18 protein-coding genes are annotated in these 22,013 nt (G+C 54.8%); 12 read left to right on the top strand and 6 right to left on the bottom strand.

The window, feature by feature from the left end; genetic code table 11:
- Positions 1–681, top strand: a complete 681-nt coding sequence (locus AC2TEL_RS03525) for a polysaccharide deacetylase family protein (protein ID WP_480901919.1) — start codon at positions 1–3, stop codon at positions 679–681.
- Positions 682–688: 7 nt separating this feature from the next.
- On the opposite strand, the gene AC2TEL_RS03530 is transcribed toward AC2TEL_RS03525, so the two are convergent.
- From AC2TEL_RS03530 to AC2TEL_RS03540, 3 genes are all read right to left on the bottom strand, one after another.
- Positions 689–1,618 (bottom strand): sulfotransferase domain-containing protein, encoded by a 930-nt coding sequence (locus tag AC2TEL_RS03530; protein ID WP_480901921.1) that lies wholly within the window; start codon positions 1,616–1,618, stop codon positions 689–691.
- Positions 1,619–1,663: 45 nt separating this feature from the next.
- Positions 1,664–3,013 carry an O-antigen ligase family protein gene (locus AC2TEL_RS03535; protein WP_480901923.1) on the bottom strand — a complete coding sequence of 450 codons (1,350 nt, stop codon included), beginning with the start codon at positions 3,011–3,013 and terminating at the stop codon, positions 1,664–1,666.
- A gap of 456 nt (positions 3,014–3,469) precedes the next feature.
- A complete protein-coding gene (locus tag AC2TEL_RS03540; protein ID WP_480901925.1) occupies positions 3,470–5,713 on the bottom strand; it encodes a right-handed parallel beta-helix repeat-containing protein in 2,244 nt (747 codons plus the stop codon).
- 444 nt (positions 5,714–6,157) lie between these two features.
- Between AC2TEL_RS03540 and AC2TEL_RS03545 the strand changes: the two genes are divergently transcribed.
- Both AC2TEL_RS03545 and AC2TEL_RS03550 read left to right on the top strand, forming a co-directional pair.
- A complete protein-coding gene (locus AC2TEL_RS03545) occupies positions 6,158–7,426 on the top strand; it encodes a right-handed parallel beta-helix repeat-containing protein (protein WP_480901927.1) in 1,269 nt (422 codons plus the stop codon).
- Between the two features lie 29 nt (positions 7,427–7,455).
- The gene (locus AC2TEL_RS03550; RefSeq protein WP_480901929.1) at positions 7,456–7,860 is read left to right on the top strand and encodes a GtrA family protein; all 405 of its coding nucleotides are present in this window, start codon (positions 7,456–7,458) and stop codon (positions 7,858–7,860) included.
- 9 nt (positions 7,861–7,869) lie between these two features.
- Here the strand turns inward: AC2TEL_RS03550 and AC2TEL_RS03555 are convergent, their stop codons facing one another.
- Complete coding sequence (locus tag AC2TEL_RS03555; protein ID WP_480901931.1) at positions 7,870–9,558, bottom strand: hypothetical protein; 1,689 nt, start codon at positions 9,556–9,558, stop codon at positions 7,870–7,872.
- 253 nt (positions 9,559–9,811) lie between these two features.
- Positions 9,812–10,336 carry a VPLPA-CTERM sorting domain-containing protein gene (locus AC2TEL_RS03560; RefSeq protein ID WP_480838062.1) on the bottom strand — a complete coding sequence of 175 codons (525 nt, stop codon included), beginning with the start codon at positions 10,334–10,336 and terminating at the stop codon, positions 9,812–9,814.
- Positions 10,337–11,007: 671 nt separating this feature from the next.
- Here AC2TEL_RS03560 and AC2TEL_RS03565 point away from each other — a divergent pair.
- Genes AC2TEL_RS03565 through AC2TEL_RS03580 form a run of 4 tightly spaced genes read left to right on the top strand, consistent with a single transcriptional unit; the run spans position 11,008 to position 15,449 of the window.
- Positions 11,008–12,012 (top strand): UDP-glucuronic acid decarboxylase family protein, encoded by a 1,005-nt coding sequence (locus AC2TEL_RS03565; protein WP_480838064.1) that lies wholly within the window; start codon positions 11,008–11,010, stop codon positions 12,010–12,012.
- Positions 12,009–13,502: a hypothetical protein gene (locus tag AC2TEL_RS03570; RefSeq protein ID WP_480901933.1), complete on the top strand. Its 1,494-nt coding sequence runs from the start codon at positions 12,009–12,011 to the stop codon at positions 13,500–13,502. Before AC2TEL_RS03565 ends, AC2TEL_RS03570 begins: the two co-directional genes overlap by 4 nt.
- A gap of 32 nt (positions 13,503–13,534) precedes the next feature.
- Positions 13,535–14,524: a glycosyltransferase family 2 protein gene (locus tag AC2TEL_RS03575; protein WP_480861936.1), complete on the top strand. Its 990-nt coding sequence runs from the start codon at positions 13,535–13,537 to the stop codon at positions 14,522–14,524.
- Positions 14,508–15,449: a sulfotransferase family protein gene (locus AC2TEL_RS03580; protein ID WP_480901935.1), complete on the top strand. Its 942-nt coding sequence runs from the start codon at positions 14,508–14,510 to the stop codon at positions 15,447–15,449. The genes AC2TEL_RS03575 and AC2TEL_RS03580 overlap by 17 nt, the downstream gene beginning before the upstream one ends.
- A 23-nt stretch (positions 15,450–15,472) precedes the next feature.
- Here AC2TEL_RS03580 and AC2TEL_RS03585 read toward each other — a convergent pair whose 3' ends face one another.
- A complete protein-coding gene (locus AC2TEL_RS03585) occupies positions 15,473–16,954 on the bottom strand; it encodes an NAD(P)/FAD-dependent oxidoreductase (protein WP_480901937.1) in 1,482 nt (493 codons plus the stop codon).
- 677 nt (positions 16,955–17,631) lie between these two features.
- Here AC2TEL_RS03585 and rfbF point away from each other — a divergent pair.
- The 5 genes from rfbF to AC2TEL_RS03610 are packed head-to-tail and all read left to right on the top strand — an operon-like array spanning position 17,632 to position 22,013.
- Positions 17,632–18,405: a glucose-1-phosphate cytidylyltransferase gene (gene rfbF / locus AC2TEL_RS03590; RefSeq protein WP_480838074.1), complete on the top strand. Its 774-nt coding sequence runs from the start codon at positions 17,632–17,634 to the stop codon at positions 18,403–18,405.
- Positions 18,387–19,481 carry a CDP-glucose 4,6-dehydratase gene (rfbG, locus tag AC2TEL_RS03595; RefSeq protein ID WP_480901939.1) on the top strand — a complete coding sequence of 365 codons (1,095 nt, stop codon included), beginning with the start codon at positions 18,387–18,389 and terminating at the stop codon, positions 19,479–19,481. Before rfbF ends, rfbG begins: the two co-directional genes overlap by 19 nt.
- Positions 19,481–20,722 (top strand): methyltransferase domain-containing protein, encoded by a 1,242-nt coding sequence (locus AC2TEL_RS03600; protein WP_480901941.1) that lies wholly within the window; start codon positions 19,481–19,483, stop codon positions 20,720–20,722. The genes rfbG and AC2TEL_RS03600 overlap by 1 nt, the downstream gene beginning before the upstream one ends.
- Positions 20,722–21,612, top strand: coding sequence for an NAD-dependent epimerase/dehydratase family protein (locus AC2TEL_RS03605; protein WP_480901943.1), 891 nt, complete (start codon positions 20,722–20,724; stop codon positions 21,610–21,612). The genes AC2TEL_RS03600 and AC2TEL_RS03605 overlap by 1 nt, the downstream gene beginning before the upstream one ends.
- Positions 21,609–22,013, top strand: a complete 405-nt coding sequence (locus AC2TEL_RS03610; protein ID WP_480901946.1) for a GtrA family protein — start codon at positions 21,609–21,611, stop codon at positions 22,011–22,013. Before AC2TEL_RS03605 ends, AC2TEL_RS03610 begins: the two co-directional genes overlap by 4 nt.

Consider the following 22,013-nt stretch of genomic DNA (forward strand, 5'->3'; position numbering starts at 1 on the left):
GTGGTGCAGAAAATTGGCATAAATTTCCACGGAATCGGTACTCCGGCGCGGGATCTGGAAGACGGCGAGGCACCGTACTGGCTGTCGGAAACGCAGTTCACGGATATCCTGGACCGCGTTGCTTCTGCGCCGGACCCGCGAAAATTCGTTATCACCTTCGACGATGGCAACTTCTCGGACTACGAGATCGCCTTGCCTGCCTTGCAGCAGCGAGATCTGACCGCCAGTTTCTTTGTTTTGACGGGGCGATTGGATGAGCCCGGTTCGCTGCGGCGTGATCATGTCAAAGCCCTGGTCGCCGCAGGGATGGGTATAGGCAGCCACGGTATAGCACATGTCGACTGGAGCCAGTTGGCGCCTGCTGCGCTGGATATGGAATTGTCTAAATCGCGCGACGAATTGCAGGACTTGTGCGCCCAACAAGTGACCGAAGCCGGGATACCTTTTGGCCGCTACAACGCCCGCGTCCTGCGCGCGCTGAGCCGCCATGGTTACCGTGCAGCGTTTTCCAGCGACACCGGGTTAATGAACGACGCGGTCTTTCTGCGCCCCCGCACTTCCCTGCGCAGAGATATGACCCAGACTGAATTCGATGCGATTCTTGCCGGCCATATACCCCCCGCCAGACAATTGCGGCGTGCCATTGGCATGATCAGAAAGCGACTGTTTCCGCTGCGTTAGTCAACGGTCACACCGCGCCTTGCGAGCTGTCAGCGGATGACCGGGCATATCCGAACTTGTCCAGAATATGCCCCAGCTCATGTTCGATATACGCAATATGTTCTGGTTCCAGCTCGTCTTTCCACTGCCCGCTTCGCCCGCTGCGTATATGCGCTCGTTCATTGGTTTTTGTTGCCGAGATCTTGCTGCGCTTACCGGCCTCGAACAGGCGCATCAGGCGAATCCCCAGTTCATGCGCTTTGCTGTTCAATCCAAGAAAGGAAAACATTTCATCATACAGTTCGTCGCGGTTTTCACCCATCAAGTCATCATAGGAGACCTCAAGAATGTCCGGGTCGTTCAGATCCCAGTTTTCCAGCGTTTCGCGGCTGAAAAAGATAAAGTGGCGAATGGCCATGAACAGCCCTTCGGTCTTGTCTGCCGCCAGCAGCTTCTCCTGATAGGTCTGCCCATTCTCGTCGGGCACATGCGCCCAGATCTCGTTTGTCCAAAGATGGTAGTGGTAGGACGAGACGATCATGTCGCGCGGATCGCGCATGATGTGAATACCGCGGTACGGTCCGATTTCGGATAGCGGCGTCTGACTGTGTATCGAAAGAAAAACATTCGTGTCTTTCGCCGGTGCCTGTCGCGAAATGTCCTCGAACCGTTCACCAAGACCAAAGGCCAGCAACTTGAGCACAGCCTTGAAATAGGTGGTCATCGCTTTGTGATGGGTCCCTACAAATATCCTGTGCTGCAGCTTTGCAGCCCCTTTTGCCTCGCGTCTGCACGCCAGAAACAGGGGCATCATCCGCCACAGTTCGGGGTTCTTTAACAGGCCATAGTTCTTGCGAAACGAAATGGGGATTTGCGTGACGGCCTTTCGCAATCCCGATCGTTTGGGTTTGCGGCCAATTCCGGCATCCGTCATGATTTTTTCAGGCTGAGCTGACACTCAATAACTTCCTTATACTAAACACCCCAACCTCGGTTCCTCTGATCACGCATCCTTGGCAGATTGCCTTTCCGTGGGTTCGAACCGGGTATACCTTATCTTTTTCGCCTGCGGTGCCCGCGCATCGTTTTCGGACTGCGCTGCTTCATCTTTCGCATCGATCATCCAGGCACCGGCACCCAGCATGAACATCAGAAGGCAATAGGTTGCCTCCCACAAATGCACCGTGATGGCTGCGATGCTGAATCCTGTCATCGCAAACAGGTAACCCAACCGATAGCTAGCCAACCGGCCCGACAGCGGCGCACGCCCGACGACCACGAAGATCACCACTATTGTTGCAAGCAGCACAAACAGCGCGGGCAATCCATAGCGCAAAGCAACAACCATCCAGAAGTTATCTAGGCTCGCAACCATCCAGGCCGGTCTGCTGAATGTTCTGAGGCCAATGCCGAAAATCGGATTGTTTACGACGTCATCATAGGCGTAGTTGAAAATATGAATCCTGTACCAGGCAGAATTGCTGTTCAGCGTGAGATAGGCCGCAAACAACTGCGCCGGAGGCCGCGTTGCCACAACATCGAGCAACACATAAAACCCGGCAAACAGGTACAGCAGCAGGTTCCACTTTTTCTTGATCGAAGCAAACGTGACCTTCCACATCATCAGGGCAATCTGCACGGCCACCGAAAGCCATGCCCCCGAAGACAAGGAGGTGAAGGTCGCCGCAAGCACGACACTGACACGGCTCGCCTTGTTGCCCATCCCTTTGCCATAGCCCAGCACGTACCACGTCAGAGAAAACGCGACGCTACAGAATATTCCGAACAGAATGGGGTGCGGCATGGACCCCTGCGCGCGATAGAATCCAAGTCGCGGTTCATAGTGAACAACATTGGGCACTTTCGCGAACTTGGAAAAGAAGTCCAGAATGATGGATTTGTCCATCAGCGACTGATAGATGCTGAACGGCAGCATGAACAAAATCAGAATGAACATCCACTTGGCAAAGGCTCGAAACGCGTCTGCGTCTCGTATCATCCAGCGTGCAATGAAATAGGGGCCGAGCGTCTCGACGGCGGCGATTCCGATGTATTCCCACCGGGCGATGCCATGGTTTATGAGGATCGCCAAGCTGCTCCAAAGTGCATAGAAGATCATCATGTAATCGGCAAAATAGTATCGTCCGGAACCATCAAGCCAGCGGACCATGGCTGGAATAAAGAAGATCAGCAGTACCAGTCGATATGTACCGATCTGCAATCCGGCGACTTCAAAATAGAATGGCAGGACAAAGCCGCAAAAAAGCAGAGGGATGACAAACGGGCTTCCCTTCGCACCGGCCCGCGCCCCCGGTGCGTGTAACGTTCTTGCTGTATCTGCCGATGCTACCACTGAACTTTGTCTGACTTCGTTTCAAATCCCCGAACTCGGGTGTCTGCCGCGCAGCGAACCCCTCGCTGCCCAACGCTCAAAATCGTCTTTCATACTACCAAAAGCCAAATTGTTTTCACCCTATATCTGATGGGTAGGAACGCGACCATACAAGGATGGACCCGGCCCTGGATATGTTATTGCCCGTGGCCGCATTAAAAAACGCAACGCCGAACCTCCGCCTGTTCAGCTCAATTGCCACAGAATCATAGAGAAAACTCATGCATCCAAACCCGCTGATGTCCTGGCGGGCGATCGAAGTGTAAAATTTGCTTCGCAATATGTCCGAAACCAGTTGGCCGATAGTTCCCAACTACACCAGTCTTCGGCCTAAGAATGAAAAAAACGGGGCGCAACACTGTACGCCCCGCTTAAACATTCCGAAAGTAGTTTACTTATTGTTCAGAATATCACGCATCAGATGAACTGCGCGTCATCCTGAACCCAGGTGTTTACGAACTCGACCTCATTATCGATGGCAAACGCACTGATCTCTCCATCCATGTCGGCGCCCCACGGAGATCCAAGCATCCAACCGTATTCACGCCCACCGGTGAAGTCGAAGTCGACACTGGATTCATCAATGACCACTTGGCCATCGACCAGAACCTGCAGACGATCCGCACTCTGATCCGCCAGCACGGTGATCTCGTGCGTTTCAGTGTCGTTCAGACCGATGTTTTCTGCAGTGAACCCCTTGTGGAACTTGGCGTCGTCATTTGCGACATGCACCTTCAGACCGTCTTTGGTCAGCATCACACCGAATTTTTTGTGGTTCCAGACCAGGCGCTGCGTGCTGCCGTCGGCCTCGTCGCGGGCGTATTCAATCGTAAAGGCGATTTGATCCGAGTCCTCGAACTCTTTCAACCGGCCGATTTTGACGAAATCGTCCGTGCCATCCAACTGAATCGCCGGACCGGACCCGGTATCCGCGATATGCGCATCGCCTCTCAGCGAAGCCTGATCGTTACCCGGCAGGTTTGCGATATCCAAGATGAAGTCATCGAAGATCATGCCAGACGATTGGCCGGTATCCGGGCTTGTAGGACCTGTATCCGGGCTGGAAGTGTCTGTATCCGGTTTGGTAGTTCCGTTGTCCGGGTTTGACGCACCTGAATCGGGGTTGTTGGTCCCGTTGTCCGGGCTCGACGCACCTGAATCAGGGTTGTTGGTCCCATTGTCCGGGCTCGACGCACCTGAATCGGGATTGTCGGTCCCGTTGTCCGGGTTCGACGCACCTGAATCGGGATTGTCGGTCCCGTTGTCCGGGCTCGACGCACCTGAATCGGGGTTGTCGGTCCCATTGTCCGGGCTCGACGCACCTGAATCAGGGTTGTTGGTTCCGTTATCCGGGTTCGACGCACCTGAATCAGGGTTGTTGGTTCCGTTATCCGGGTTCGACGCACCTGAATCAGGGTTGTTGGTCCCATTGTCCGGGCTGGTGGTGCCAGTGTTCGATCCGGTTGACCCGGTTGTGCTGGTACCAACCCAATTGTCGTAGGACATCGGGAGTTGCTGCGCCAGGCTCGAGCCTGCGCCCAGGTTGTCAATGACGCTGCCTTGCTTGACGCCAAACTGGTTGTAACCGTCCTTCGCTCCGGTGGCGTAATACGTGAACAGGTTGTCGTAGTAGTTGGCCGCGTTTGGATTTGTATTCTGGGCAAACACGTTGCTCGATACGTTCCAGTCTGATTGCCCGTTATGGCCGATAACTCCAGATGTAACGTTCTTGTCGATCGTGACATTCGTCGAAGCACCCGACACGTTTATCGCGGGCACCGATACCCCACCGGTCAGCAAGCCCGGCACCGCCAGTGTAGTGTTGTTCGATATTGTCAGATTGTTGGCGCCAGACACGGTGATGCCGTGAATATGACCATTGTAGATCATGTTATCTTCGATCAGAAGATTCTGGTAGAACATGTTGGGATCACTGGGGTCGGCATGACCGCTTCCCATGAAGATCGCCTGCGCGTAGTCACCGCCGGCCATATCGATGACATTGCCACGAATGGTAATGTCGGTGCTCGGGCCAAGCAGTTTGGAGAACTGGATGAAGTCTCCGTGATCACCCGAGTTGAGCGACCGGTTGAAATCGTGCAGGTAGTTCCCTTCAACCAGAATGCCCTGGTTGCCATCCAGATACATCCCGTCTGCGCGTATCGAGTGGATATTGTTCCCCTTGATGGCAACATTGCTGCTGGCACCGACATGCAGCGCATTGAGCCAGTTGAAATACTCGTTGTTTTCAACGGTTACGCCCGAGCTGTTTCGCACATACAGGCCGTAACCCGTACCAAAGCCATCCGCAGCCGAGGACACGCCTGACGCCACATCCCCATCAAAGACCGAATCCTTGATTGTGACGTTCGAACTGCCCTGAATCTGGAATGGCCTGTAGCTTTGAGCTTCGCCATTGAACGTGTAGTCGAATTTCACTTCTTCAAACGTGATATTCGCTGCATTTTTGACGCGCAGTTCCGAGATTGTAGCAGGCGCGTTCAGATCTGCTGATTTGATTGTGACATTGGATGCGAACTGATTGCTGACATCCAGGCGACCGTAGTCGCCGGTTGCCAACAGTATCGTTTCCCCACCAGTTGCCTGTGAGAGAGCTTGCTTCAACTCTGCCGCAGACGTTACCGTAATTATCGTCGACATCTTTCACCTTCTGTATCAGTGGCGCTATGAGTGGCAGCGCACGAGTTTCCGCTCACTTGGGCAGATGGAACAGCCGCACAATGGCGACACGTTGGCCGGAATATGGCTATGATTGGAAATTGTCGCCCGAATTGGGACAATACTGCCCCTTTGCCGTCATTTCCGAGTTAAACTCGATACTCGATACTGGGAATTGTTCCTCTTCCCTTTGCGGTAATTAAGGGTTTGGCGAATTGATTCCCGTTCCGCAACAAAGGACACAGTTTTGCCATTTTTCAGGCATTGGGCCGCGTATCCGCGCTAATCGTAGGCGGTAAATTGCCCCTTTCCGGTACGTAAGCCCGCCGAGTCATCTCTTCGAAACCTGCCGGATCGTGTCATGGACAAGGCTTTTGAGTGTTCGTAGGGTAATTCTGCACCCTACATCAGGAAGAGTGACTGCACATGCGATTCACATACCCCTCCGTTGGCCTGATGCTGATTGTCTGCGTTTTCCAGCTTGCTCTTGCCGCGCCATTGCACGCCGCAACCGCCTGCCGTGGCTTTGTCATCACCGCAGCGTTGCCGAAGGCCACTGGCGGTCAGGCCATCAGCAGCGCCCAGGAATTGACCGCAGCACTCAAAAGCGCGCGCGGAGGCGAAACCTTTCTGCTGGCCGGCGGCAACTATGGCGCGGTGAGAGTTCGGCAGACATTCAAAAAGCCTGTCACCATACGGTCCGCTGATCCGCAGTCCCCCGCCTGCCTGACAGAGCTGCGCGTGACCAAGTCCAGCAACATCATCTTTGACGGGCTGGTGCTCGATTATGTGCGGGCGCCGGGTGACAAGGTGCATGTTATCCGCTTTGAGATCAGAAACAGCCACGGCATCACGATCTCAAACTCGATATTCGACGGTGACTATAACGCCCGGATCGGGCACGGCCGCGGTCTTTTTATCCGGGACAGCTCCAAAATCACGATCTCCAACAACATCATGAGGAAGTGGTTGCGTGCTATCACGGCGGTGCACACGACTTTTCTTACAATCCGGGGAAACCAGATCTACGATATTCGTGCGGACGGGATGGCATTCAGCGGGATTGATGACGTGGTAATCGAAAGAAACACCTTGCACAATTTCCGCGCCGGCAGCACGCGGGATCACCGTGATATGATCCAGCTGATGCGCACGACGAATACCCGCAGCACCAATATCGTGATCCGCGACAATATTTTCGACATCGGGGCCGGGGACTACACTCAGACAATCTTCATGGGTGCCAGCGGCAAGGATACGAGCAATCCGCAATTGCGCCATCGGAACATTCTGATCGAGAACAACGTTATCTACAATGCACACCTTCATGGTATTTCTGTACATGGTGTGGACGATCTTTCCATTCGCAAGAATTCCATTATCCGAGTGCCCATATCCAACAGCGGCAAAGTGACAATCCCTCGCATAAACGTGACATCCTCGACTTCTGTCGTCATTGAACAGAACGCCGTCAGCGAGATCACCGGGTATGAGAACCAACGCGACTGGGCCGTTCTGAACAATGCCATCATTCAGGACGTGTCGCCCTCGGCCGGCGGCTACTATGATCGTGAGTTCATCGTTTACAAAACGGGTTCCACCAATGGCTTTCATGAATATGGTGTTCGTCCCGGCAGTGAGATCGATCGCCTCAAAGCCGGTTCGACACTTGTCAAAAATTACCCAAGCCGTTGAATGATTGACATTGAGAAAGCCCCGTCGCCGTGATCTCGGACCTTAACGACAAACGACAGCTTATTAGATTCCTGGGCATCAGTGCCCTCGGAACGGCCGCTGATTACGTGCTGGCACTGCTTCTGGCGGTAACTCTGTCCACGCCCTATGCGATAGCCTCGACTCTGGGATTCATTCTGGGCTCGATCATCAATTATGTCGGCCACAACATCTTTAGTTACGAACATACCAGTCAGAGCACCATATCGCTCAGGGGATACGGCAAGTATTTTCTGGCCGTAATGTCATCTCTGGGCATACGCCTCGCAGTGGTGGAAGGGTTGGCCTATTTCACGGCTCTGCCCTTCTGGTTCATCCTGCTGGTGGCCATTGGCGCGTCATTTGTCGCAAATTACATAATCTCGACCCTCTGGGTGTTTCGAAAACCCGGGTAGGAGATAATGTCACCCGGTTGGCGCATCCAAGACGGGTGTCCGGTGTTGCTCGGAACGCATCCACAAACCAAAGAGCAGCGCGACTATCAAACCCAATCCCGTGAGGCCAAGCCCGACCTTTTCGCTCCAGTGCAAAGGCAACAGGATTCTGACATCAGCCTCAACCGGTTCAAATGTCAGGAATCCGTTGTTTGGGTCCCAGGACAACGGAACGTGAGTGCCATCAGCAGTCATGGCCTTCATATGGGACCAATACATCAACTCGACCCGCACCAACTCCTGCGGTTGTCCCTGATTTTGAGGTATCAGCCACTGGCGCGGCCCCTCGGCAGTTAGTTCCGTGAAGCCGGAGCCAGGGGTTTTGATCGTCGCCACGAAATCCAAAAGATGTTGCGGCAGGTCCCAGATCGGAGCGTCGGCGGCTTCAATTTTCACAGCCAGGGGTTCAAACACTGCTGGCGGCAGATATTCTGGCGCACCCCTCATCACAACCGGCTGTCCTCGCGAGGCTATACCTTCTGCGATCCGGTCCGGCACCAGCAAACCTACAAAGGCAAAAGAGAGAACCAGACACCCCGCGCCAAACAAGACATGCCACCTTTTACTGTGGCCATGCAGAACGGCGTTTAGCACCGCTCCTGACGCGAGCGCGAGCGCTAGATCCGACATGATCGTCAGCCGAAATGGGAACTGGACTTTCGCAATCACCCAACTGTCCCAAATCACCCGAGAGAACGAACCGTTCAGCAAAAGAACAAGAACAGCAGTCATCAGCGCCCAGACGATCAACCGCTTCCTTGCTTCGCCTTTGGAGACAATGGCTGCCAAGCCGGCCAGGACACACGCGGCTTCCTGACACACCAACAAGGCTATTCTGAATTTGTTGTTGGGAAGGGTGTCGAATCCAAACAGGTACCAATTTTCGGGGATCAGTTCCTGCGTGTACAACCCCTCAGGTGAAACATCACCTATGAGCACAACAGCGGGCAACCAATAGAAAGCGGACAAAGCTACACCTGCCCCTCCCAAAACGACGAGGATCGCAAGCGATCGAATGATATGGGTGCGATAGATCAACAGCCATGCACCGACAACAACCACCAGCACATGTGCCACCAGAAGGAGCGTCGGCAGATGGCTTAGGCCAAGACCAGCCAACCCAATCGGCAATGACCATGCCGGACGGCGGTCTTTCAAGGCAACAAGAACGCCATGGCAGACCAGGGGTACAAAGACGTATGCCGCGAACTCACCCGCTGATTGCCGGACCATCCAGTCTATGCCCAAATGGTAGGGCGCCAGCGCCCAGACAAACGACGCAAACAGGGCGGCCGCCGGTGGCAGGAACTGACGACCGAAAACCCAGAATGTCACGCCGGACAACCAGCACAGAATCCCACCGGACAGACCAAACAGAACCTGCGGGCTGCAATCCGGACAAAGCCATTGTACCGGTCCGGCAGCCACATAGAAGGGAAGCGGAGCGTAAAAGAAGAAATCGAACCCACCGACGCCATCCCAAAGTGCGGGAAGAAACCGTGGGTAAATCGAGCCGGGTCCTAGGGCGTCCGTAAAAGCCACGGTCCAGCTCATGTTGAAACCGTAGGAATGTCCCCTTGGCGTCCCGATCGCCCCAAATGCAAATATGGCAAGGCCCAGGGCGATCAACGCTATCAGCCCGATCCAAATCCTGCTCACCACGCCATTCTCTCCCGGCTGATTTCGAGACCGGACCTCGATGCAATGAGCGATCCCGCCGTATGAATTCGATTATTCAAGAATACTGGTTTCAAAGCGCAGCCATCAACCGAGTTGCCAACAATGGGTTTAGGTGCTTTTCGAACACACAACCTGACTACCCGTCCACCAAAAATCGAAAAAGCCGCGCCTTCAAGCGCGGCCTTCCGAAGATAGAAGCCAGCCAAGCCAGTTTTTGCTTGGCCGAATGTTTTTAAGCTGCTTTGCGACGACGGCGCACGATACCCAGACCACCCAACGCGGTCAGAAGCAGCAGACCACCGGCCGGAAGCGGCACAGCAGCCACGTCGAAATCAAACTGGATCGGACCACCATTCGCCGACTGCGAATCCGACCATGTAAAGACAAGGTCCTGACCGTTGGTGTTGGCCGCGGTGAAGATCGTGTCGAGCGTTGTGATACCCGCCACCAATGAAATTGAGTTCACCAGCGTGTTGGTCGCGGCGTCCACCCAGCTCATAGTCAGACCGGTGAATGTCCCCAGAATATTCGCCGTAACAGACGCATTCGCAACGCCTCTCAACGGGTCAACGGAAGTCGTGAAGTTCACCGAGTACATGCCCGGACCGCCATTGGTCGACACAGTACCCGTGAAGAAGTTGTCGGATTTGATGTCATAGCTGCCACCGTCAACTACTACTGTAATTGCGTTAGCGGACCCGGAGAAAAATAGGGCCGCCGTTGCGGCAATGGCCATCATCTTTAATGCTTTAAACATGTTCCACCCTCGTTACACTGTCAGGATGCACCTGCTTTAATCACAGGGTGCAGTACTCAATCTTCCATTTGAGTTAACACATTATTTTTCCAGCACGCGAGGATTTTTTTGAAAAATATGGTTTTTTTGTGTTCGCATAGGTTGATTTGCCGAAAAATCTTACACTAAACCTCCGTTTGTTTCTGGAGCGACAACAGTTCCGCGTAGAATGTGGCGAAAAAGCGAATCTCCAGAAAGTTCGACACGACCTCACTCTACGGCCTCATTGCGCATCCAAAAGCACGCCATCCGGAGCCAGCCATCTTTCCGTACAGATAACAGATGTGCTGCTCACTTTGCACGGGGCGAGCAGATTCCTTACACCATTTTGTTGGTGATACATGCCAGCAGACGGAACAATCCCGAGATTACCAGGCAATTGTCGTTGCCAGATCTGTCGGATCGCGCCGCTTTAAGCGAAAGACCTGTGAAAGTTCACAAAATCCCGGCACTTGTAAAATTTACTCTTCGTCGCTTAAAAATCTTCGTATAACTTCAACGAACCCGTACGTACTTATTACAGGCGCTCATTTTGCAGCCGGAATATGTTCTTAAACCGTTTGTAGTGCCTGATTGTTTTATTCAGCCAAAGTGGGCGCCTGCACTTTGGCATGTAACAGAAGAGAGCGCCTATGAACGCGTCCGATTTTGATCCCAACAACATAAACTTGAACGCCAAGCGTGTGCTGGTAACCGGAGGCGCGGGCTTTTTGGGCTCGCATCTTTGCGCCGCCTTGCTGGAGCGGGGGCACGAGGTTTTATGCGTCGATAACTTCTTTACGGGGCGTCGGGGAAACTTGCGCCATCTTCTGGGCAATCCCTGCTTCGAGGTGATGCGGCACGATGTGACTTTCCCTCTCTATGTAGAGGTTGACGAGATTTACAATCTGGCTTGTCCCGCCTCGCCCTTCCATTACCAGCATGACCCGGTGCAGACGACCAAAACGGCTGTGCATGGCGCGATCAACATGCTTGGGCTGGCCAAACGCGTCGGCGCGCGAATTCTGCAGGCCTCGACGTCCGAAGTCTACGGCGACCCGCAGATCCATCCGCAAACCGAGGATTATGTCGGCCACGTCAATCCCATCGGACCGCGCTCGTGCTATGACGAGGGCAAGCGATGCGCCGAGACCTTGTTCTTTGACTATCTCCGGCAGCACAATCTGCCGATCAAGGTGGCACGGATATTCAATACGTATGGCCCGAATATGCACCCCGATGACGGGCGCGTGGTCTCGAACTTCATCATGCAGGCCCTGAACGACGAACCCATCACCATTTATGGCGACGGCAGTCAAACCCGGTCCTTCTGTTTTGTTTCCGATTTGATCGACGGTCTGATCAAGCTGATGGATTCGCCCGAGGATGTGACCGGACCGATAAATCTGGGCAACCCGGTGGAACTGAGCATCCGAGAGCTGGCAGAGGCCGTTATCCGTCTGACCGGGTCGAAATCCGAACTGGTTCAGCGCCCGTTGCCGCAGGACGACCCTATTCAGCGCCAACCGGATATCACCCGCGCCCGCGACCAGCTGGGTTGGGCGCCTAAAGTGCCTTTGGAAGACGGGTTGAAGGCGACGATCGCATACTTCCAGCGGACCGCATTGGCGGCGGAGAAGGCAGACGAACGGATATGACCGTAACGGTTCGCTCTGATAAACGACTATTGAGCGCCAGAGCGATTGTACTGGTGCTCGCGGCGGTTATTGCCTGTTTGTCAGTGCTGCTGATCAATGGCGGACCACTATATTATTTTGATACCGGCAGCTATATCCGACAGGGCAGCGTCGCCCTGAACAGCATTTTTCCACCGGTGACCGAAGGCGGCACGCCGGGCGGAGCGTACACCGCAGATGACGACAATACCGCGACCGGGTCCCGATCACTGATCTACGGACTCATCATGGCTACGTTTCTTCGTGCCAACGCTCTCAACGCGGTTCCGATCCTGCACATGTTTGTTGTGTTGCTGACGGCATGGCTGCTGGCGAAAACAGCCAGCCGGTCTTTGAACGTGGCTCCGAACACAACGGTTCTGACCACGGTTCCCCTGCTGGTCGCGGCCAGCACATCACTGCCATTCTATATTGCGTATATGATGCCGGACATTTTCGCACCGGTCATGTTGATCATGATCGCAGCGCTTACGGCCTTTGGCCGAACAATGCGGATTTGGGAACTTTTGCTGATGTCCGGTCTGGCGCTGGTCTGCACACTGCTGCATCCGTCGCATCTGGCGATTGCCGGGTTGATGATACCCTTTGTCATCCTTGCCGCATTGTTTAGCAGGATGCGTGGGCGTTGGCGCGCAACGGTTCTTATGATCGCGGTTCTTGCCCTGTCCGTTGCCGAGCGAAAGGCGTTTCAGATTACGGTTGAAACCAAAACCAACAAAGAAGTCGTATATACGCCTCATATTACCGCCCGACTCATCGTCGACGGCCCGGGATTGGACTACCTGAACGAAATCTGCCCGAACACAGAAGTCCCGACCTGCGCCTTGCACGAGGCGCTGTCCTGGTCGGATGATCCTTACAGGATGACGGCGTCTCATATCATATTTGAACGCTCGCAACGTCTGGGTTCGTTCCGCCTGTTATCCGCCGAGGAACAGAAACAGATCGCCCTGACGCAAAGAGATTTCGCGAAAGACGTTTTCCTGTCCCGACCTGTCGCCACATCATTGGCGCTGGCAAACAACGCTTACCGGCAAGTCCTGCGCGACAGCATTTACATGACGATCCCGACTGATGCAGCATTGGACAGTGCGCGCGACCTCGCTCGTCTCGAAGAGAGCCAGCATTATTTGATTCAAGCAGGGCAATTGTCTCGGGACCGGGCTTGGATCGATCCTGTCGACACCCTGCACAGCGTGATTTATGCCGCTTCATTTGCCTTCATTGTGTTCATGTTGCTGCGACCAGGCAGCGTGGCGCCGAACATCAAGCTTTTTGTTCTGTTCATCTTGATCGGGATTGCGGTCAACGCACTGGTTTGCGGCGGCGTGTCCCAACCCGCCGACCGATACGGCGCGCGCGTCATGTGGTTGCTGCCGTTTTCGGCGGCCTTTCTATTCCTTGTCAGGTGGTCGGGACCGCCGCAAAATGCCGCCGGAGAAACACCGTGACTTCAGATCATCCACTTTCCATCAGTGTGGTCATGCCTGCATACAAGGCTGAACATTTGTTGCCTCGGGTTTTGCCGCCCCTGATTGACATGCTGAACACAGATCAGGTGCAGGAAGTCCTGGTTGTCGACGATCAATCTCCGGATGATACCGCCGCCCTTGCGCGGGAAATGGGCGCAACGGTCCTGACCACTCCGGTGAATGGAGGGCCGGGGGCCGCGCGAAATCTTGCAGCCAAGCAAGCCAAGGGCGACGTCTTATGGTTCGTCGATTCAGATGTCATCGCGTGGCCTGATGGGCCGGAACATATTCGCCGGGCCATGTCCGAGGACAATGTCGGGGCCGTTTTTGGCTCCTACGACGATGCCCCGGACGGGCAGGCCTGGTTTTCGCGATACAAGAACCTGCTTCATCGCTACCATCATCAGCGGGCCCGGCGTGAAGCGCGCACCTTCTGGGCTGGTTGTGGTGCGATCCGGCGGGATGTGTTCAACGAGGTCGGCGGGTTCGATGTCAAAACGTATGAGGTCCCCTCGATCGAGGATATCGAGCTGGGATACCGTATTGCCGAAACCGGCCGTCGGATCCTGGTCGAGCCTCAGTTGCAGGGAAAACATCTGAAAGTCTGGACAATCCGCAACAGCCTGACCACGGACATCCATTGCCGCGCACTGCCCTGGGCACGTCTGATGATTTCGCGTGAGGGATTGACGGATGATCTGAACACTTCGATGGCCGAACGTGTCAGGGCCGGAATTGCCGGGTTGCTACTGCTGTCCATTCTTGCACTGCCATTCTGGCCGGGATCATGGCCCCTGCCACTAATTCTGCTAATGGCGGCCTTTGTTGCCAATTTGGATTTGGCGCGAACAATGTCCGGGCATGGCGGGCCGTGGTTTGCGTTCAAGTGCCTGCTCTACCATCAGGTCTACTACGTTTACTCAGCCGCAATATATGTGTGGTGCCTGTTCGAGTATCACGTCCTGGGGCAAAAGCAGAAACTCCATGTCACACGCAGTTGACTCCGAACCCAGGGTGACGGCTGCCGGAGGGCTGCCGGATTTCTTGATTCTAGGGGCAGCGCGCGCCGGAACGACTGCGCTTTACAATTACTTGCGCCAGAACCCGTCCATATTCATGCCAACGGCAAAAGAGCCGAACTTCTTTGCGTTCGAAGGCGAGGCGATGACGTATTCCGGACCCGGTGCAGATTACGTCAACAACTCGATCACGAACATCGATGAATATCGCGCGTTGTTTGCCGATGTTCCCGCGGGACAAATACGTGGAGAGGCGTCGCCACTTTATCTTTATTCTCCCGATGCGCCGGAAAGAATTCACGCCCATGTGCCAAATGTGCGCATGGTGGCCATCCTTCGCAATCCGATTGACCAAGCCCTGTCGCACTATCTTTACGCAGTAAAGCAGCGGATCGAGCCGTTGGAGGATTTTACCACAGCACTAATGGCAGAGGACGAAAGGCTTGCAGCCGGCTGGCAACCCCTGTTCGGTTATTCGAAATACCCATTATATGCGCAGCAGTTGTCCCGTTATTTCCGCCAGTTTGATCGCGATCAGTTTCTGATCCGCACTTATGACGAGTTTCAGGCCGATCCGCAGAAAATCATCGAAGACATTACCCGCTTCATCGGGGCAGATGCCAGCTTTGTTCCGGATATGTCGACACGTGCGAATGCGGGCGGCGTTCCGCGTAGCCGTGTATTTCAGGATTTTCTTATGAAACCAAATCCCGTAACCGAGTTGATTGCCCGCGTCATGCCGCTGGAGACCCGGCGGAGAATTCGGGACCGTCTGTCAGAATTCAATCTCAAACGTGGCGTACAAATGCCTGCGCGTGCCCGAGACATACTGCAAGAACGGCTGATGCCAGAAATCGAGGATCTTGAACGCTTGTTGGATCAAGATCTGAGCGCCTGGAAAACCTGACACTCAGACCTGCACTTGCGGCATCACTGCGCTATTCTGTTTGTCCTGCGGCCAAGGATCCTTTTCTTTTCCGGTTTGACCTCGAACTCTTCGTGATACGACCGTTCGACGTTCACATCCCACACATCGTTTTCTTCGCCCATGATATTGCGCGCCGCGTACATCGCCGACAACATCGAGTGGTCCTGGTTGTTGTACCGATGCAGGCCGTTGCGTCCCACGGTCTGGAAGTTTTCGAGCGTCTTCAGCCAGTCGCTGACGGTATCCAGCGCGTCTTTGTATTCGCTGTCATAAACCGGATAGGCTTTCGGCTGACGGATCACGGCAAAGTCGACGACATCCGTCGATTTGGCCAGGTTCAGTTTCTCCAGTTCCTCACTGGCAAGCTGCCTGAGTTCTTCATCCGAGGACGACCAAAGCCCATCACCTTTTTGACAGAAATACTCCATCCCGATCGATGCAGTCTCCTGATCCGGCAACATCTCTTTGGACCAGGCCCGGAAATTCTGAATACGGCCAACTTTCACTTTCGGACTGTGAATATAAATCCAGTTGTCCGGGAACGGGTCTGGATGGTCGAGCACCAGCGTCACGATCAGAAAATCACGGTACCTCAGCCGGTCCGCAGCCTCGATAACCTCGGGCGGCGGCGGCGGATCAAACGCGTGAATCAGGTCGCGCACGGCCATCGAGTTGATAAACTCTTCACCTTCGACCCGTTCGGTGGTCCTTTCTCCGTTTTCATCCCAGTGGCGAACATCAATCGACGTCACGCGGTTTCCGTCGCGGTTGACCTTCACGACTTCTGAATGGGTTTCAACGGTCCCGCCTTTTTCCTGGATCAGGTCGCGAGTCTTTTCCCACATCATACCGGGACCCAAACGGGGATACTGGAACTCCTCAATCAGGCTGGCCGTGTCGTTGGCGCCCGAGATTGCGTTCCAGACCGCCTTTGGCAGCGACAGGTTCTTGATCCGCTGCGCAGCCCAGTCGGCCCGAATTTCTGATGGCGGAATACCCCAGACCTTTTGGGTGTAGCTGCGGAAGAAATGCATATATAGACGCCCGCCAAAGCGGTTGATCACCCACTCTTCAAACGTGTCTTCCTGCGGCTTGGGCCGGAGCTTCCATTTGATGAAACTGCCCACGATTTTGTAGGTTTCGTATGGGCCAATATTCCCAAGCGCGTTGAAGATCCGCAGCGGGTAATCGTAATACTTCCCGCGATAGAAAATACGGCTGAGGCGCTGCACGGTGATGAAATCGTCACCCATCACTTCATGCCACATGTCTTCGACTTCGCGCACCTTGGTGAAGAACCGATGCCCGCCAATATCGAAACGGTATCCATTGTGGGTTTCGGTTCGCGAAATCCCGCCAACCATGTCCGAGGCCTCATAGACCTTCGGAATATGCGTGTCGCTCAGCTTCTGAAGTTCATAAGCGGCAGTCAGGCCAGCTGGGCCGCCTCCGATGACGACGACTGGAACAAAATCTTTTTTCAAATCACTAACACCCATACCAATACGCTGCTCTCAGGCTACAAGAGGTCGCTATAGATTCTCAACCAAAACTACCGTACCGACAAAACTGCGGCAGCGTCGAGGCTGGTATTCCTTCAAATGATCCCGACGACCTGTTGGCACATCCTATGAAGCAGCTGTTTTCGGCGACCCTTGATCGGGGTCTGGCGCGCCTTGAACGGCAAGTTGACCTGTGAATCCTATTCGAACTCAAAAGCAACGAGGGCTCGTTGATCATGAACTCAAGGGGATATAAGCGATTGATTTAATAGGTATAGTAAACCAAGCAAGAAAACTTCGATTTAGCCATTTCAAATAGTCTGCCATTGCAAGAACAACCCGAGCCAGCTGTCGGGGTGCGCATTTCCCAATCACAATCAGCGCCTTCGCAGGATTGGTAAAAAGTCGACAATGACGCTTTGGTGACAGCTCTCAATATGGTGAAACAATTGAACTCTTTTTGGGCTATTATGTCTGTATCCTGAATAGCCCGAAACCGGGATGGCATGCGAAGCCAAGCCACGTGTTGTGAATCTTGACATGGATTACACGCTGCCATCCTACTGATCCCTGCGATTTGAATGGACGTGGTCGTATCGGCCTGTTTGAAGGGCCGCTGTGTTTGTGATTAGTCTCGTTGTTAGCGAGGGAGCAATTTGATGAAATGCGTTATTCTGGCCGGTGGCTTAGGAACCCGGCTGAGCGAGGAAACCGTCAGGATACCCAAGCCCATGGTAGAGATCGGCGGAAAGCCGATCATTTGGCACATCATGAAGATTTATGCTGCCCATGGTGTCACCGATTTCATCGTTTGCCTTGGATACAAAGGCTATGTGATCAAGGAGTACTTCGCCAATTTCTTTCTTCACAGCTCAGACGTGACGGTCGATTTGGCGAATGGCAGTCTGGAAATTGCCAACAGCAAATCCGAACCTTGGCGCGTGACATTGGTCGACACGGGTGAACACAGCCAAACCGGCGGGAGGCTTGGTCGCGTTTTGCCGATGTTGCAGGATGAAGAAGCGTTCTGCCTGACATATGGTGACGGCGTCGGTGATGTTGATATCGGTGCATGCATCGCCTTTCACAAAAGCCATGGAAAGCTTGCGACAGTAACGGCCGTTCCACCGGCACGGCGCTTTGGGCAGCTGGAAACATCCGGCAATCAGGTCAGTAGTTTTGCCGAGAAGCCCATGGGCGACGGCGGTTTGATTAATGGGGGTTTCTTTGTGCTTTCACCGCAAGTGAAAAAGTACTTGGGAAGCGACACAATGGCCTGGGAAAAGGAACCCCTAACGGGCCTTGCCCGTGACGGCGAGCTGATGGCTTACGAACATAAAGGCTTCTGGCAACCCATGGACACGATCCGCGAGCGCCATGAGCTTGAGCAATACTGGTCCAGCGGAGAGGCTCCGTGGAAGATCTGGGAATGACTGCGGCCTATTTCTCTGGACGTCGGGTACTTGTCACCGGACATACCGGCTTTAAGGGCGCGTGGCTGTCGACGTGGTTATCGGCGGCTGGCGCGAAGGTAACCGGATATGCCTTGTCGCCTGAAGGCGAACCAAACCTGTGGTCCATGCTGGAACTGAAAGATGTATCGTCGGTTACGGGTGACCTCAATGATCGCGACAAGCTGGATAAGGCAATTGCCGAGACCGATCCGGAGTTTGTGTTCCATTTAGCGGCACAATCGCTGGTGCGGCGATCATACAGGCAACCGGTTGAAACGTTCGCCAGCAATGTGCTGGGCACGGTCCAGCTGCTGGATGCACTCCGCACGGCCAGGAACTTGAAGGCGGTTGTCGTAGCCACTTCCGACAAGGCATACGAGAACGTAGAACAGATCTGGGGCTATCGGGAAACCGATCCGATGGGCGGGCATGATCCCTATTCCGCCTCAAAAGGAGCGACCGAGATTGCGGCCGCCGCGATGCGTCGCAGCTATTATTCTGAACATGCCACTGACGCGCACCCGGCCCGGATTGCGACGGCTCGTGCGGGTAATGTGATCGGAGGCGGGGATTGGGCCGAGGACAGGCTGGTTCCGGATATCGTGCGCGGATGCCTGGGTGAAACCGGCTGCGTCCGGTTGCGCAATCCCCACGCCATTCGCCCCTGGCAGCACGTTCTGGAACCCCTTCGGGGTTACCTGATGTTGGCACAGGCCCTGGATCACAACAGCGGTAATTTCGCTCGTGGCTGGAACTTCGGGCCGCACCGTGACGACGAACGCCCTGTTTTGGACGTGGCCAACGCTTTGGTGCACGCACTTGGACAGGGCCGCATTGAGATTGATCCAAAGTCGGCGACCTTGCACGAAGCCAGCATGCTGAGGCTGGATGTATCCCAGGCGCGCGCTGAACTGGGCTGGCGTCCGGTCATGAGCTTCGAGGAAACCGTGACAATGACCGCAAACTGGTATGCGGATTGGGCACAGGGCCGGTCCGTTGCCGAGCTGTGTCGCGCGCAGATTGCTGCGTATGAAACACTGAGTCAGGAACGATGATGATCGAAACGCCACAACCACGCTGCCGTCATTGCGATGCCGCGCTGGAACTGACACTTGTGGATTTGGGGCTGTCTCCTTTGGCCAATTCGTATGTTGCGCCTGAAAATGCCAGCACTCCCGATCCGGCCTATCCCCTGCACACCAGAGTTTGCACGAATTGTTGGCTGGCACAGGTCGACGATGCCGTTCCCCCGGAAGACATTTTCTCGCAGGACTACGCATATTTCTCGTCTTTTTCGGACAGCTGGCTGACCCACTGCAAAGCCTATACGCAGGACATGATGCGCCGTTTTGATCTTGGGTCGGATAGCCTGGTGGTCGAAATTGCCTCGAACGACGGTTATCTGCTGCAGTATTTTGTGCAACAGGGCGTTCCCGTTCTTGGGATCGAGCCTTCCGCAAATGTGGCAAAGGTCGCCGAGGAAAAGAAAGTACCAACCCTGGTGGAGTTTTTTGGCAATTCTCTGGCGGAACAGCTTGTTCAGGAAGAAAAGCAGCCCGACCTGATCGCCTCGGCCAATGTTCTGGCACACGTGCCGGACATCAACGATTTCGTTGATGGTGTCGCGACGCTGCTTCAAGGAGACGCGGTTTACACGGTCGAGTTTCCGCATCTTCTGAACCTTATCAAACAGGTCCAGTTCGACACGATCTATCATGAGCATTACTCATACCTTTCCCTTTTGGCAGTGGAAAAAATCTTTGCCAAAGCCGGTCTGCGGGTCTTTGACGTGGAAGAGCTGCCAACGCATGGCGGTTCGCTTCGGGTGTTTGCCTGCCTGGAAGGGGCCGGTCACGTGGAAGGGTCAGGTTTGGCCAAGGTTCGTGCCGACGAGGCTGCCGCACAGCTTGACCGGCCGGATGGGTATTTGAACTTCACGGCCCGCGTTGAACAGGTGCGCGACGGTCTTCTCAACTTCCTTAAAACCGCGAAAACCGACGGGAAGACTGTTGCCGCCTACGGTGCCGCAGCCAAGGGAAACACACTGCTGAACTATGCCTCAGTCGGCCCGGATTTGATTTCCTATTGCGTCGATCGCAACCCGGCCAAACAAAACACCCTGTTACCGGGCAGTCGCATTCCCGTTCATCCCGTGGAATCTCTGAAACTGGAGCCGCCGGATTACGTGCTGATCCTTCCCTGGAACATTCGGGATGAGGTGGTTGGCCAACTGTCTGACCTTCAAGCCTACGGCACAAGTTTTGTGACCGTGGTTCCAGAAGTCAGGGTGGATTGATGGCGCGCGTTCTTCTGACTGGTGCAACCGGTTTAATTGGGCGCGCCATGTTAGAAACCCTGGGTGAGGCCGGGCATGAGGTGATCGCCCTCACGCGCGAAGGCAAAGTGGATGATGCCCATCGCGTTGTATTCTGTGATCTGCTTAACCCGGCGGACGTATCAGCCACAATTAAAGACGCCGGTGCGACGCACCTCGTCCATCTTGCCTGGCTTGATGATCCAAAGAAGCGATGGGTGTCGCCGGCAAATCTCGACTGGATGGCAGCCACAATTCATCTGGTACGGGAGTTTGCCCGGAATGGCGGGCAACGTGCGGTTTGCGCGGGAAGTTGTGCTGAATACGACTGGTCGATCCCCGAACTGGCCGAAACCACGGCCTTGCGTCCGCGCACGCTCTATGGTGCGGCCAAGGCCGGCACCGGGTTGGCGCTTTGCGCTTCAGCATCCAGCCTTGGCCTGTCAATCGCCTGGGCGCGGATTTTCTTCTTGTATGGACCCAATGAACCTACCGGACGGCTGCTGGGTGATCTGATCCGCAATTTGAGCCTGGGCAAAACCGTGGATTGTACGGACGGCAAGCAAGAGCGCGACTTTCTGCACGTGGATGACGTGGCCCAAGCACTGACATTGCTGGTGACGTCCGATCTGACCGGTCCGGTTAACGTCGCCAGCGGTAACGCCATTGCAGTGCGCATGTTGATCAATGAAGTTGCAAGCCAATTGAAGCGCCCCGAACTGGTGCGTCTGGGCGCGATACCCCGGGCCGAAACCGACCCAGATCGTCTGGTGGCAAACATCAAGAAGTTACAAAGGCATATCGGGTTCCGGCCGCAGCACGATGTCAGTTCAGGAATAGCTGCCGTCCTCGCGGCGGAGGGAAAAGGATGAACGCGAAATCCTCGGATCCGAAATGGGCGTTCCTTCGCTTTGTCGCCGTTGGGGTTTTGAACACCGGCATCGGTTATCTGTTATTCGCCATTTTTCTTGTGGTGGGTCTTTCGCCTCAACCTGCGTTGGCATGGGCATTCTCGGGGGGCGTCCTTTGGAATTACATCACCCACGCGCGCCTCGTTTTTGGCACCAGCGGCCTGTCGCGGTTGCCGGTCTATGTGCTCGCCTATCTTGGCTTGTACGCCATAAACGCTCTGGGTCTTCAGGCGCTGCTGCTCACCGGGTTACCTGCGATGGTGGCACAGGGATTGTTGGTACTGCCCGTCGCCGTGCTGGCCTTTGTCGTGATCGGGCGAGTGCTGACGGGCCGCTTTCCCTGGTCAGCGGGCACGGGTTGA

The organism is Ruegeria sp. HKCCD9138 (genome assembly GCF_057220975.1).